Source organism: Velazquezella soli, from assembly GCF_977018685.1.
This window is the reverse complement of record NZ_CDRNXF010000004.1, coordinates 3,156,576-3,170,134: the sequence shown is the minus strand read 5'-3', so window position 1 is coordinate 3,170,134 and position 13,559 is coordinate 3,156,576. Positions and strand designations below refer to the sequence as shown.

At 61.4% G+C, this 13,559-nt stretch carries 12 protein-coding genes; 2 read left to right on the top strand and 10 right to left on the bottom strand.

The genetic code is table 11. The annotated features are described in order from the left end of the window. Positions 1-83: 83 nt before the first annotated feature. The 5 genes from dxs to AC0JZ8_RS19020 form a co-directional block, all read right to left on the bottom strand. Entirely contained in the window at positions 84-2,003 is a 1,920-nt protein-coding gene (dxs, locus tag AC0JZ8_RS19040) for a 1-deoxy-D-xylulose-5-phosphate synthase (RefSeq protein ID WP_062453654.1), read from the bottom strand. A gap of 294 nt (positions 2,004-2,297) precedes the next feature. Next, on the bottom strand, positions 2,298-2,582 hold the full coding sequence (locus AC0JZ8_RS19035; protein ID WP_062453653.1) for a HepT-like ribonuclease domain-containing protein: 285 nt from the start codon (positions 2,580-2,582) through the stop codon (positions 2,298-2,300). 67 nt (positions 2,583-2,649) lie between these two features. Next, positions 2,650-2,961, bottom strand: coding sequence for a nucleotidyltransferase family protein (locus AC0JZ8_RS19030; RefSeq protein ID WP_471893196.1), 312 nt, complete (start codon positions 2,959-2,961; stop codon positions 2,650-2,652). 68 nt (positions 2,962-3,029) lie between these two features. Further along, positions 3,030-3,296, bottom strand: coding sequence for an exodeoxyribonuclease VII small subunit (locus AC0JZ8_RS19025; protein WP_192076524.1), 267 nt, complete (start codon positions 3,294-3,296; stop codon positions 3,030-3,032). A 5-nt stretch (positions 3,297-3,301) separates the two neighbouring features. Then, positions 3,302-4,234: a histone deacetylase family protein gene (locus AC0JZ8_RS19020; RefSeq protein WP_430250376.1), complete on the bottom strand. Its 933-nt coding sequence runs from the start codon at positions 4,232-4,234 to the stop codon at positions 3,302-3,304. A 133-nt stretch (positions 4,235-4,367) separates the two neighbouring features. Here AC0JZ8_RS19020 and AC0JZ8_RS19015 point away from each other — a divergent pair, with 133 nt between their 5' ends. Then, a complete protein-coding gene (locus tag AC0JZ8_RS19015) occupies positions 4,368-4,766 on the top strand; it encodes an acyl-CoA thioesterase (protein ID WP_062453650.1) in 399 nt (132 codons plus the stop codon). Positions 4,767-4,770: 4 nt separating this feature from the next. Here the strand turns inward: AC0JZ8_RS19015 and AC0JZ8_RS19010 are convergent, their stop codons facing one another. From AC0JZ8_RS19010 to AC0JZ8_RS19000, 3 genes are read right to left on the bottom strand one after another with little or no spacing between them, the layout of a single operon-like run. After that, positions 4,771-5,334 (bottom strand): biotin transporter BioY, encoded by a 564-nt coding sequence (locus AC0JZ8_RS19010; protein WP_062453649.1) that lies wholly within the window; start codon positions 5,332-5,334, stop codon positions 4,771-4,773. A 29-nt stretch (positions 5,335-5,363) separates the two neighbouring features. Then, complete coding sequence (locus AC0JZ8_RS19005) at positions 5,364-5,969, bottom strand: energy-coupling factor transporter transmembrane component T family protein (protein ID WP_471893195.1); 606 nt, start codon at positions 5,967-5,969, stop codon at positions 5,364-5,366. Further along, complete coding sequence (locus tag AC0JZ8_RS19000) at positions 5,966-6,643, bottom strand: energy-coupling factor ABC transporter ATP-binding protein (protein WP_471893194.1); 678 nt, start codon at positions 6,641-6,643, stop codon at positions 5,966-5,968. Before AC0JZ8_RS19000 ends, AC0JZ8_RS19005 begins: the two co-directional genes overlap by 4 nt. A gap of 109 nt (positions 6,644-6,752) precedes the next feature. On the opposite strand from AC0JZ8_RS19000, the gene AC0JZ8_RS18995 reads away from it, so the two are divergent. Beyond that, a complete protein-coding gene (locus AC0JZ8_RS18995; protein ID WP_471893193.1) occupies positions 6,753-7,943 on the top strand; it encodes a winged helix-turn-helix domain-containing protein in 1,191 nt (396 codons plus the stop codon). A 55-nt stretch (positions 7,944-7,998) separates the two neighbouring features. Here the strand turns inward: AC0JZ8_RS18995 and glgB are convergent, their stop codons facing one another. Both glgB and treS read right to left on the bottom strand, forming a co-directional pair. Then, positions 7,999-10,206, bottom strand: a complete 2,208-nt coding sequence (gene glgB, locus AC0JZ8_RS18990; protein WP_471893400.1) for a 1,4-alpha-glucan branching protein GlgB — start codon at positions 10,204-10,206, stop codon at positions 7,999-8,001. After that, positions 10,206-13,550 (bottom strand): maltose alpha-D-glucosyltransferase, encoded by a 3,345-nt coding sequence (gene treS / locus AC0JZ8_RS18985; RefSeq protein ID WP_471893192.1) that lies wholly within the window; start codon positions 13,548-13,550, stop codon positions 10,206-10,208. The genes glgB and treS overlap by 1 nt, the downstream gene beginning before the upstream one ends. Between the last annotated feature and the right edge of the window lie 9 nt (positions 13,551-13,559).

Genomic DNA, 13,559 nt, shown 5'->3' with positions numbered 1-13,559 from the left:
AACGTCTTCATCTCGCCCTGTCGAGTGCTAGCAAGACATCTGAGTCACGAGACGGACGGGCAAGGAGAGCGAGGCTGAGGCCTTTACCCCGCAGCGCCAACTCCGACTTGGGTCTTGCCTAGCGCATTGAACACCGTCTTGACGATGCCGGCGCGGTCGAGGCCGGCTTTGGCGTACATCACGTCGGGGCTTGCCTGTTCCATCCAGACATCGGGCAGCACCAGCGAGCGAACCTTCACACCGTGATCGAGCAGGCCTTCGGTGCTGAGGAACTGCAGCACATGGCTGCCGAAGCCGCCGACTGCGCCTTCCTCGATGGTGACAAGCACTTCGTGATGGCGGGCAAGCTGGCGGATCAGGTCGTGGTCGAGCGGCTTGGCAAACCTGGCATCGGCCACCGTTGTCGACAGACCGGCGGCATCGAGATCTTCCGACGCCAGCAGACAGTCCTTGAGGCGCGTGCCGAACGACAGAAGCGCCACTTTCGACCCCTGCTTGACGACGCGGCCCTTGCCGATCTCCAGGATCTGGCCGCGTTCCGGCAGTTCGATACCGACGCCTTCGCCGCGCGGATAGCGGAACGAGATCGGGCCTTCGTCATAGGCCGCGGCAGTGCGTACCATATGCTTCAGTTCGGCCTCGTCGCTGGCGGCCATCACGACCATGCCGGGGAGAGTCGCAAGAAAGGTCGTGTCGAACGAACCGGCATGGGTCGGCCCGTCAGCACCGACGAAACCGGCGCGGTCGATCGGGAAGCGCACCGGCAGACCCTGGATCGCCACGTCGTGGACAACCTGGTCGTAACCGCGCTGCAGGAAGGTGGAATAGAGCGCGCAGAACGGCTTGAAGCCTTCCGTCGCAAGGCCTGCCGCAAAGGTAACGGCATGCTGTTCGGCAATGCCCACATCGAATGTGCGGTTGGGGAAGGCAAGCTGCAGCTTGTCCAGCCCCGTACCGTTCGGCATCGCGGCAGTCACGCCGACGATCTTGTCGTCAAAACCGGCTTCCTGAACGAGGGCGTCGCCGAACACGCTGGTATAGGACGGCGCATTTGGCTTGGCCTTGGCCTGCGCGCCGGTGATGACGTCGAACTTGTTGACGCCGTGATACTTGTCGGCCGCAGCTTCGGCGGGGGGATAACCCTTACCCTTCTGCGTGACGACATGGATCAGCACCGGGCCCTTGGCATTGTCGCGCACATTGCGCAGCACCGGCAGAAGATGCTCGAACGAATGACCGTCGATCGGGCCGATGTGATAGAAACCCATCTCCTCGAACATCGTGCCGCCGGTCACATAACCGCGGGCGTGTTCGACGGCACGGGTAATCGCCCGGTCGATATTCTTGCCGAGATAGCCGGTCAGCTTCTTGCCCACTTCGCGCATGCCCATATAGGTGCGGCCGGAAGCAAGGCGGGCGAGATAGGCGCTCATGGCGCCGGTCGGCGGCGCGATCGACATGTCGTTGTCGTTGAGGATGACGATCAGCCGCGCGTCGAGCGCACCGGCATTGTTCATCGCCTCATAGGCCATGCCGGCCGACATCGCGCCGTCACCGATCACGGCAATCACATTGCGCTTCGAACCGGCGAGATCCGAACCCACTGCCATGCCGAGGCCGGCCGAAATCGAGGTCGAGGAATGCGCTGCACCGAACGGATCGTATTCGCTTTCCGCGCGGCGCGTGAAGCCCGAAAGACCGTCCTCCTGGCGCAGCGTGCGGATGCGGTCGCGGCGACCGGTGAGGATCTTGTGCGGGTAGCACTGGTGGCCCACATCGAAGATCAGCCGATCGTCAGGCGTATTGAACACCTTGTGGATGGCGATCGTCAGTTCCGTGACGCCGAGGCCGGCACCCAGATGTCCGCCGGTCCTGGAGACGGCGTCGATCATCTCGTCACGCAGTTCGCGGGCAAGCTTCGGCAGGTCGCGGTCATCGATCTTGCGAAGGTCGGCGGGAAGCTTGACGGTGTCGAGCAGCGGCGTCTCGGGCAGGGGTGTCACAGAGGCTGGCTTTCTCTTCTTTTGTTCTCAAAAGCAACTATCACCCTAACATGAGGATGAAACCGGCTTTTTCAAGTTGTCCACGGAGACAACCTTGCCGCGGTTTTAATCGATTTCAGCTGACGGGCAAGGGGAGGGACTCGGGGAAGGGAGGTTGTCGCCAACGGCACGAACTCCTGGTCGTCATCAGGTACGATGTCGGAGGACCAAGGCATGATCAGCGTTTCAACCGCATCGCAGGCAGATGCATCATCCGGATGGGATCGATGCCCGGGAAGAATGATGTCGGCCTTCCTACAGCGTTTCCTGATCTTCAGGGTAGCGCGCGAGGAAGGTTTCGAGTTCGAAAAGGAGGGGCGGGAGGTGCCGTGTGACAATTGCCCAAGTGGTTTCATCAAGAATATCATCGTATTCATGCCGGAGCATGTTTCCAAAACCCCTGATGGCGCCCCAGTTGTGGCTTGGAAAGATTTCTTCTGCCGTCGAGCCAAGCTTGAAAGAGGCTTCGGAAATTCGTGCTAGACATCGCTCAGACGCATCCCGTGTAATCTTGCTGACAGAGTACGCGTCGAAATCCATACCGTGTGTATATTCGAGAATGGATTGACCGTTCTCGACAATGTCTCGGAAACGGATCAGAGGACGCTTAGTAGGCAATCGCCCTATCCCTCTCCACGCTCCGGCTGAAACGTTTCCGGCGCAACGGTTCGGGAACTATGTCAACGCTGCTTACACCAGTAATGCCAACGATCAGGGCACGTAGCTCTTCGACGGCCGTAAAATACCCCCAGCCAGACTGGATGACCGGCTCTGAAAACGTCACCAGAACATCAAGATCTGACTCGTCCGTCGCCTCGCCACGCGCTACCGAGCCAAATATCGACATCTGTTCCGCGCCTGCGGCACGAAGTTCGGCCTCGTGCTCGCGAAGCTTGGCGATGACCTGGTCCTTGTCCATGGGGAGACTATAGCGCAGGTCGGAATTTCAGTCGAGATGCAACTCAGGGCTTCATGCGAGCGAAGACCTCACTCGCCGTCGAGCGGCTCCACGCCCTGCGGCTTGCCGCTTCGGTCAAGGCGGATCTTTTCGATCCGGCTTTCGGCGGCGTTCAGAAGCTTTTCGCAATGCTTCTTCAGCGCTTCGCCGCGCTCGTAGATGGCGATGGATTCGTCGAGCGCCACGTCGCCGCGTTCCAGCCGCGCAACGATGCTTTCCAGCTCGGCAACGGCCTTTTCGAAGGAATAACCACTGACGTCGATCGGAGCGTTCGGCTCGCCTGGGGCTTCGGTCATGTCCTTCATCCTCTCATCAGTCTGCAGATATGCAGGCCGGCCGATTCCGCCAGCCCTTCCAGATCATAGCCACCCTCGAGCAGGCTGACGACCCTGTTGCCGGCGTATTTCCCCGCAATTTCCATCAACCGGCCGGTCGCCCAGTCGAAATCGTCACCGACAAGATTGATCTGCGCCAGCGGATCGCGATGATGCGCATCAAAGCCTGCCGAGATCAGCACCAGATCCGGCCGGAAGTTTTCGAGCGCCGGCAAGACGCGGCTCTTGAAGGCATCGCGAAAATGGTCGCTGCCGTCATTGGCCGAAAGCGGCGCATTGACGATCGTGTTTTTCGTGCCCGTCTCGTCTCTGGCGCCTGTGCCGGGATAAAGCGGCATCTGGTGCGTGGAGCAAAACAAAACGGACGGATCGTCCCAGAAGATGTCCTGCGTGCCGTTGCCGTGATGCACATCCCAGTCGACGATCGCGACCCGTTCCACGCCATAGACCTGCTGCGCATGGCGGGCGGCAATGGCGATGTTGTTGAACAGGCAAAAGCCCATCGCCTTGGTCTTTTCCGCGTGATGTCCCGGCGGACGCGAGGCAACGAATGCGTTGTCCACCTTGCCGGTCATCACGTCGTCGACGGCCGCGATCGCGCCGCCGATGCCGGTCAGCGCCGCCTGCAGGCTCTTCGGCCCCACATGCGTATCGGCCTCGATCTGCAGGATCGTGTCTTCCTCGGGGATCTTGCGCATCACCCAACGCAGGTGTTCTTCCGGATGCGCCAGAAGCACCGTGTCTTCGTTGGCCTGTGGTGCCTGTTTGCGGTCGAGCTTGTCGAAATTGGGGTGTTCGAGCGCGATGTTGAGCGAACGCAGCCGGTCTGCCCGTTCAGGATGGCCTTCCGGCGTCGCATGCTCGAGAAATATGGAGTTTTCGTAAAGGCGCGTGGTCATTGGGCGGCCTCGTGAGGTATGTTGAGCTCGGACATGGCGCAGAACGGCGATGTTTTCAAGCGCATACCCCTTGCTCTTCACCGGATTTGCCGTGAAGTAGGCGCATTAGGCGTTTTTTGGAGTGCGGGCAGGAATGGCGAAGGATATCGGCAAGACCCATGATTTTCGCGTTGCCTATCGCGATGTGGATCTTAACGGCGAAATGTTTCGCGCTGCCTATATCGGCCTTGCGGAACAGGCGGTCACGGAATTCTGGCACCGCCGCAAGCCGGCAACGGATGACCCGTTCTTTGCGGTCGGCAAGATCTCCTGCACCTATCACATGCCGCTGAAGCTCGGCGATCTCGTCCATACCCATGTCGGAGTGAGCAAGATCGGCGGCAAGTCCGCAGGCTTTATCGTCCGCTTCACGCGCGGCAGCGATGAGGTGGCCGAAGCCGAAATCGTCTGGTCCGCATGCGATCCGGAAACCCGGACGCCGGCCGCGCTGCCCGAAGACCTGCGCGACTGGCTGTATCAGTTCCTCGACTGACTGCTTACGCGCGCTGCGGCAGCAGCGGATAGCCTGCCATCACGGCCCGCCCGGCGAGCGCCGCAATCACAGCCTTCAGGACGTCGCCCGGAATGAAAGCGAGCGAGCCGAGAAACGCTTTGACGAAGCCCATGCCGGTGATCAGCGCCAGATAGGTGATGCCGATCCCGTAAAGCACGATCACGCCGCCCATCAGGGCTGCGATAAAGAAGTTCACGCCCTGCACCAGCCCCGCCTGGTCGCGACCCACCATGATCTGCGACAGATATCCGGTTACCATCGCGGCAAACACCCAGCCGATCAGATAACCGGTCGTCGGCGCCATGAAGACGGCAAGGCCGCCGCGGCCGCCGGACAGAACCGGCAGACCGATCGCTGCAAGTACCAGGACCAGGAGGACCGCGATCGTGCCGCGCTTGGCGCCGAGCACGACGCCGGCCAGCATCACGCCGAGCGATTGCGCCGTGATGGGGACGGGAATGAAACCGAGCATGACCGGCGGCACCAGTCCCAGCACGATGATGATAGCGGCAAACAGGGCGGCCAGAACGAGATCACGAGTAGGCAAATAGCTATTCCTTGACGACTGAATCTGTATCACTTCTGCGCACGGATTGCCCGGGCGTCAATTGCGCTGGCAATCTCGTCGGCATTCTTCAATGTGAGGATGATCAGCGGGACGATGATGGAGAGGGTTCGAGGGCGCAACCCTCGCGCGATATGGGCGTCGCGGATGGCCCGGTGGCGCAGCAGGATTTCCGGAATGAAGCGAAGGACAAGGCCGATCGACAGGCCGATATCCGCAGCTTTTACAAGCCCGAGCTTTTCAAGCGGCAAAGCCGCAAATGTCACTTCCGTAATAAAATCGCCGGTAGTAGTCGTGGCCGTCACCGCGGACGCAAGAAGCGCCAGCGCCGAGAGCCGGAAAAACACGCTGACGGCCTCGACAGGGCTGTTGAAAACCAGCGTGAACAGCGCAACGGCTGCGATGGTGAGGAAAAGAACCCGCAGCCGCAGCCATGTTTGCCGCCATCCGATTCGCAGCGAAGCGAAAAGCAGGCCGCTGGCGACCGCACCGACGCCAAGCACTAACGGCGACTGGATGAGGAACAGAGCAAGGCTTGCGGTAGCCAGCAGCACAAGCTTCGCCCGGGCCGAAAGCCGGTGCAGAAAGCCGCTGCCGTCCATGTAAAGCGTCTTCATGCGGCAAGCTCGCGGTAACGGGCGATGATCTCGGCAGCGTTTCCGTCGCCGGCAAGCCGGCCGTTGTCAAACAACAGAACCCGCTCGAAGCCCGCGATGAGATCGAGGTCGTGGGTCAGCACGATGACGTTTTCGGGGAGCTCGCTGATCGTTCGAGCCACCAGGTTGCGGTTCTTCAGGTCCAGCTGGTTGGTCGGCTCGTCCATGATCAAAATGTCCGGTTCCGTCACCAGAACCGAGGCAAAGGCCGCAAGCTGCAATTCGCCGCCGGAAAGCTCGTGCGAGCGACGGTCGGCAAGATGTCCGATGCCGAAGCGCTTGAGGATCGCCGTCGTTCGGGCCTCGATCTCGGCTTTCGAAAGCTTGCGGGGCGTGAGGCCGAGCGCGATGTCTTCCTTCAGGATCGGCAGGATGATCTGGTTTTGCGGGTTCTGGAAGATGAAACCCACCTGGCTGCGGGCGCGGTCGGTGTCGGCCTTGGTATCGAAGCCGTTGACCACAACAGTGCCGCTAGCGGGAGAAACCAGCCCGTTGATCATCCGCGCAAACGTCGTCTTGCCGGAGCCGTTAAGGCCGATCACGCCGATGCGGCGCTCGGTCAGCCGCACCGTCAGCGGATGCAGCGTGACACGCCCCTCGAAGCGAGCTTCGGCCTTGTCGAAATGGATGTCCAATGCCGGTCCTCGGTTGCTGAACGGTCTATATCGCGGCGGGAGCAGAGCGGGAAGGCGGAATGAAAAGTGAACATTGCATCCGGTCCACTGTCGCCCTAGTCTCGTTGCCATGGCGATTCTGATCGACAATGCCCGGGCAAGACGGATTTTCATCGAACGGCAGCAGCTTTCCGCACCGCCGACCCGTGCGCTCAACAAGGCCGGTCTTCTGCAACTGATCGACGATCTGGGCTTCGTGCAGGTGGATAGTATCGCCACCGTCGAGCGCGCCCATCACATGATCCTGTTTTCGCGCAACCAGACCTATCGGCGCGAACATCTGACGTCGCTCTTGGAAAAAGACGGCGAGCTGTTCGAACACTGGACCCACGACGCCTCGATCATTCCGGCGCGTCTGTTCCGCTACTGGAAGCACCGCTTCCGCCGCCGCGAACCGATCCTGGCCGAGCGCTGGCGCAAATGGCATGGCGAGAGTTTCGATTCCGCCTTCGAGGACACGTTCAAGCACATCTCCGAAAACGGTGCGATCATGTCGCGCGACATGAAGATGGAGGATCACAAATCCGGCGGCTGGTGGAACTGGCATCCCAACAAGACGGCGCTCGAATATTACTGGCACACCGGCAAGCTTTCGATTGCCGGCCGGGTGAATTTCCAGAAGATCTACGATCTGACCGAGCGCGTCATTGCCGCCCACCATCACGAACCCGACGTCAGCCACGAGGAGTTTGTCGACTGGGCCTGTCGCAGCGCGATGGAAAAGCTCGGCTTTGCCACATCGGGCGAACTTGCTGCCTTTTGGGATATCGTCACACCGGAAGAGGCGAGGGACTGGGTGAAGGCCCATCGCGACGAACTCTGCGAAGTCCTGATCGAATCCGCCGATGGCAGCCGGCCGCGTGCGTCTTTTGCCTTTGCAGGCTTTCCCGAGAACCTCGGCGATATTCCCGAGCCGCCGGCACGGGTGAGGGTGCTGAGCCCGTTCGATCCGCTCCTGCGCAACCGCGACCGGGCGGTGCGGCTGTTCGACTTCTTCTACCGCATCGAGGTCTTCGTGCCCGAGCCGAAGCGGCAATACGGCTATTACGTCTTTCCGCTTCTGGAAGGCGACCGCATGATCGGCCGCATCGACATGAAGGCGGAGCGCAAGTCCGGCGTGCTCGATGTCAGGCGGCTGTGGCTGGAAAAGGGTGTTCGGGCATCCGCAGGCAGGCTGGCCAAGCTCGATGCCGAGCTGCAGCGGGTGGGGCGGTTTGCCGGCGTGGACAAGGTCGTCTATCGAGACGGCTGGCGGGACTAGGTCCCGTCAGGCGTTTCATCTCTTGGAAGCGCTCAATCCGGGTGATGCCGGGGACTTAACCCCGCCACCGCAGATACACTGTCGCCAGTGGCGGAATGTCGAGAGCGACGGACGCTGTCTTGCCATGCGCCGACTGGTTTTCCGTCCAGGCTTCGGTCTGGCCAAAATTGGTGCCGCCGTAGATTGCGGCATCGGTATTCAGCACCACTTCCCAGCGTCCCTCGAACGGCACGCCGATCCGGTAGCCATGCCGCGGCACAGGCGTCATGTTGGAAGCGACGATGATCGCCGACTGCCGGTCCTGCGACAGGCGCAGCATCGCGGTAACGGAGTTTTCCGCATCGTCGGACACGGCCCATTCGAAGCCTTCAGGATGGAGATCGCCATACTGAAGCGCCGGCTCGGCCGAATAGAGCGCATTGAGATCGGCGATCAAGCGCTGCATGCCCGCATGATCGGGGCTGTCCAGCAGATCCCAGACAACGGACGCGTCGTGGTTCCACTCGGTCACCTGAGCGACTTCGCCACCCATGAACATCAGCTTCTTGCCGGGATGGCCCCACATGAAACCGTAATAGGCCCGAAGGTTGGCCATCTTCTGCCAGTGGTCGCCCGGCATCTTGCCAAACAGCGAGCCCTTGCCGTGCACCACTTCGTCATGGGACAGCGGCAGCATGAAGCGTTCGGAATAGGCATAGACCATGCCGAAGGTCAGGCTTCCGTGCTGGTATTTGCGATAGACCGGATCTTCCTCCATGTAATGGAGCGTGTCGTGCATCCAGCCCATGTTCCACTTGAAGTCGAAGCCCAACCCGCCGTGCTCGACGCTTTCGGTCACACCCGGCCAGGCGGTCGATTCCTCGGCCACCGTAAAGGCATGCGGGCACCGTTCATGGATGATGCTGTTCAGGTGCTTGAAGAATTCAACGGATTCAAGGTTTTCACGTCCGCCATACTTGTTGGGGATCCATTCGCCCTGCTCGCGGCTGTAATCGCGGTAGAGCATGGAGGCCACCGCATCGACGCGGAGCGCATCGATATGGAAATGGTCAAGCCATTCCAGCGCTGACGCGATCAGGAAGCCTTTCACCTCGTTGCGACCGAGATTGTAGATCAGCGTGTTCCAGTCCTTGTGGAACCCTTCGCGTGGATCGGCATGCTCATAGAGCGCCGTTCCGTCGAACTGCGCCAGCCCCCAGACGTCGGTCGGGAAATGCGCCGGCACCCAGTCGAGGATAACGCCGATCCCGGCAGCATGGCAGCGATCGATGAAATAGGCGAAGTCCTCAGGCGTGCCGTAGCGTCCGGTCGGCGCAAACAGACCGAGCGGCTGGTAGCCCCATGAGCCGCCGAACGGATGCTCCATGATCGGCAGCATTTCGATATGGGTAAAGCCGAGCTTCTTGACGTAGGGCACGAGGCGCTGGCTGAGTTCCACCCAGTCGAGCGTCCGGTTGCCTTCCTCGGCAATCCGCACCCAGGAACCGAGATGCACCTCGTAGACGGACATCGCGCCTTCGCGGGCACGGTCCTTGGCCTGTGCCGCCATCCAGTCGCCATCGGTCCAGCGGAACGGCTTGGACGAAGCGATGACGGAGGCAGTCGACGGCGCCGCTTCTGAGGCACGCGCGATCGGGTCGGCCTTCTGCGCCAGCATATTGCCGTGAGCGTCGAGAATTTCGAACTTGTAGCGCTCGCCATGGGTCAGCCGAGGAACGAACAGTTCCCAGACGCCGGCCTGCGGCCGCAGCCGCATCGGGTGACGGCGTCCGTCCCAGGCGTTGAAATCGCCGACCACCGAAAGGCGCGTGGCGTTCGGTGCCCAGACGGCGAAACGCACGCCGGAAACCCCGTCCACTTCCATCGGGATCGCGCCCAGCGTACGGCCGAGATCGTAATGGGTGCCCTGGCCGATCAGGTGCAGATCGAGATCGCCCAGCAGTGGCGCAAAGGAATAGGAATCCTCGGTTTCCTGGATTGCTTCCGGCCATTCGATGCGCAGGAAATAGGGCGCAGTCGAATTGGTCACGCCGGCAAACAGACCGCCGGGGTGGATGCTGTCCAGCTCCGCGACGACCTTGGCCGTATCGCGCTCGACGACCTCAACCGACAGCGCCCCGGGAAGCAGCACCCGCACCACGGTGAGGTCGCCGTACTGATGGCGGCCGAGAATGGAAAAGGGATCGCCATGACGGCCGTCGACGAGGGCCTGGAGGCCCTCCTCAACGGTTCCGATGATGAGGTCCGTGCGCTCGTATCGCATCACTCTGTCTCTCCCTTGGGTGCATCAGGGGTGGAATTGCTGTCGGTGTCGAGAAGCCGCGCCGCGATGGTCGCAAAACCTGCGAGCGGCAGGGGCAGCCACTTCGGCCGGCTGCGCACTTCGTAGGCGATCTCGTAGGCGGCTTTTTCCAGCAGGAAGAGGTCGAGTATTTTCGACCGCTTCTCGTGCGGGATGTTGAGCGAGTCGGACTTTTCCACAGCATCGAAATAGGCCTGCAGGAATGCCGGTTCCGCCTTGTCGATGAAGCGGCTGACGAGCTCCGGATGACGGGCGTCGTCCACTTCGCTGACGACCTCCCGATCGAGATCGGCCGAGGCTGCGAGATAGCTGAGCGACCGCAACAGGCCGGCCACGTCGCGCAGCGGGTTTGACTTCGCACGACGTTCCTCGAGATCGCGGGCGGGTTCGCCCTCGAAGTCGATGATATAGGCGTCGCCCTCTGCCACCAGGATCTGGCCCAGGTGAAAGTCCCCGTGGGTACGGGTCATCAGCGTCGAAATGGCAAAGCCGGACAGCGTCTCGACAAGGCCGAACAGGTCTTCGCGACGGCTGAGGATCATGCGTGCGTCTTCTGCGGCGCGACCTTCCAGTCCCTCGCTGTTCAGTTCGAGCATGGTCAGGCTCTGGTCGATCTGAGCCGTTACGCCCGCGCGCCATCTCGAGATATCGGCGTCGCCAGCCCAGATCGGGCTGAATGCCTCGTCATCGGTCGGCTGGGCCAGTGCGACATGCAGCTCACCAAGCCGTGTTCCGATGGTGGCCGAAAGATTGACGAGCGGCTTGAAGTGCTCGTCGATCCCTTCGCCCTCGAGCCCGGTCACCACAATCTCGTCGATTGCGCGGCGCAGGTTGCCGAGCATCCAGTTCCAGGCATCGCCCTGATTGCGGATCGCGCGCTGCACGATGATCATCGTGTAGCGGTTGCCCTCCGGCGAGGTGCGGGCGACTTCGCCGAGCAGCTGTCCCGTATTCTGGTAGCCGACATTGGTGAGATAACGCGTCATCTCCACTTCCGGGTGGATACCCGGGAAGATGTGACGGATCAGCTTCACCATGGCGAGATCGCCGATGATCAGCGAGCTGTTCGACTGTTCGGCCGAGAGCCAGGTCACCGGCATGTCGTCGTTGAAGTTGAGCTGGTCGAGAGTGTCGGTGCCGACGAATTCAAGGGCGCCTGAAACGCCCGAGATCACGGCCCGTTCGGACAGTCCGCGGATAACGCCGCGCGCCAGCCCCTCCATGGCAAAGCCGTCGGTCAGGAAACCGACCCGGCGACCCTGACGGATGCGGGCGAGCGCCAACTGCTGGGCAAGCGCCGAAGGCTGGGCTTCATCCCAGGCGATGGCGAGCGGCAGGAGATAGGTATCCAACTTGCCGGCAACATCGACCTCTAGCTCGCCGAGCAGGATGTTGTTGGCAAATGCGATCGGCGTCACGTTGGCAAGCCGCGCCGAATTGAGGATCGAGCCCTTGGAGCCGAACCAGCGGCGTTTCGAGAGGTATGGCGGCAGGATATCCTTGGCAAACATCTTCGACAGCGGCGAGTCTTCGCTGAGCTCCTGCAGGTCACGGCGAACGACCATGGTCACCATGTCCTGCATCTGCTCCGGTGGCTCCTTGCGCCAGACGGGGCCGTCGGAACTTTCCACCAGCTGGAACCAGAAGAAGCCGTAGGGCGGCAGCGTCAGCAGATAGGTCAGCTGACCGATCGGCGGGAACGGCGACATGCCGGACATCTCGATCGGCACCCAGCCGGCAAACTGCGACAAATCCAGTTCCACCGCCTGCGGCAGGCGTGAAAGGTTGGCGACGCACAGGATCGTCTCACCCTCGTATTCGCGAAGATAGGCAAGGATCTTGCGGTTCCCGGGCGTCAGGAAACGCTGCGTGCCGCGGCCGAATGCGGCATGCTTGTTGCGCAGCGCAAGCATCCGGCGCATCCAGTTCAGCAGCGAATGTGCGTCGGCGCCCTGCGCTTCGACATTCACCGCCTCATAGCCGTACTGAGGATCCATGACCGGCGGCAGCACGAGGCGCGCCGGATCGGCCTTGGAGAAACCGCCATTGCGGTCCGGAGACCACTGCATCGGCGTGCGAACGCCGTCGCGGTCGCCCAGATAGATGTTGTCGCCCATGCCGATCTCGTCACCGTAGTAGATGACGGGAGTTCCGGGCATGGAAAGCAGCAGGCCGTTCATCAGCTCGATCCTGCGGCGGTCGCGCTCCATCAGCGGCGCAAGACGGCGACGAATGCCGAGATTGATGCGGGCGCGCCGGTCGGCGGCATAGATGTTCCAGAGGTAATCGCGCTCTTCGTCGGTCACCATCTCGAGCGTCAGCTCGTCGTGGTTGCGCAGGAAGATCGCCCACTGGCAATTGTCCGGGATTTCAGGCGTCTGGCGCATGATATCGGTGATCGGGAAGCGGTCTTCCTTGGCGATCGCCATATACATGCGCGGCATCAGCGGAAAGTGGAACGCCATGTTGCACTCGTCGCCATCGCCGAAATATTCGCGCGTATCTTCCGGCCACTGGTTGGCTTCCGCCAGCAGCATCTTGCCGGGATGGGTGCTGTCGAGCGCCGCGCGGATCTTCTTCAGGATGTCGTGGGTTTCCGGCAGGTTCTCGTTGATCGTGCCTTCGCGCTCGATCAGATACGGGATGGCGTCGAGGCGGAAACCGTCGATGCCCGTATCGGCCCAGAAACGCATGACTTCGAACAGCTCTTCGAGAACGGCTGGGTTGTCGAAGTTAAGGTCGGGCTGGTGCGAATAGAAGCGGTGCCAGTAATAGGCGCCGGCAACCGGATCCCATGTCCAGTTGGACTTTTCCGTATCGAGAAAGATGATCCGCGTTTCCGGGAATTTCTGGTCCGTATCCGACCACACGTAGAAATCCCGCTCCGGCGAACCGGGAGGCGCATGACGTGCCCGCTGGAACCACGGATGCTGGTCGGACGTGTGGTTGATGACGAGCTCGATCAGCACCCGCAGATTGCGCGCATGGGCGGCAGCCACGAACGCCTTGAATTCGTCCACCGTGCCATAGTCCGGGCTGACGCTGGTATAATGGGCAATATCGTATCCATCGTCACGACGCGGCGACGGAAAGAACGGCAGCAGCCAGATCGTGTTGGCGCCGAGCGAAGCGACGTGATCCAGCTTCTCGTGCAGCCCCTGAAAGTCGCCGATACCGTCGCCATTGGCGTCGTAGAACGACTTGATATGCAGCTGATAGATAACTGCATCCTTGTACCATAGTGGATCGTCGTTCATCGCTTGATTCTGGTCCTGGCCCTGGTTTCGGCCGCTCGTGATGTCCATGATGTCTCC

Coding starts and splice junctions, on each gene's coding strand:
- treS (WP_471893192.1), bottom strand. CDS start 13,550: ATGGACATCACGAGCGGCCGAAACCAGGGCCAGGACCAGAATCAAGCG.
- AC0JZ8_RS19005 (WP_471893195.1), bottom strand. CDS start 5,969: ATGAAGACGCTTTACATGGACGGCAGCGGCTTTCTGCACCGGCTTTCG.
- AC0JZ8_RS19035 (WP_062453653.1), bottom strand. CDS start 2,582: ATGGATTTCGACGCGTACTCTGTCAGCAAGATTACACGGGATGCGTCT.
- AC0JZ8_RS18995 (WP_471893193.1), top strand. CDS start 6,753: ATGGCGATTCTGATCGACAATGCCCGGGCAAGACGGATTTTCATCGAA.
- glgB (WP_471893400.1), bottom strand. CDS start 10,206: ATGCGATACGAGCGCACGGACCTCATCATCGGAACCGTTGAGGAGGGC.
- AC0JZ8_RS19030 (WP_471893196.1), bottom strand. CDS start 2,961: ATGGACAAGGACCAGGTCATCGCCAAGCTTCGCGAGCACGAGGCCGAA.
- AC0JZ8_RS19025 (WP_192076524.1), bottom strand. CDS start 3,296: ATGACCGAAGCCCCAGGCGAGCCGAACGCTCCGATCGACGTCAGTGGT.
- AC0JZ8_RS19015 (WP_062453650.1), top strand. CDS start 4,368: ATGGCGAAGGATATCGGCAAGACCCATGATTTTCGCGTTGCCTATCGC.
- AC0JZ8_RS19020 (WP_430250376.1), bottom strand. CDS start 4,234: ATGACCACGCGCCTTTACGAAAACTCCATATTTCTCGAGCATGCGACG.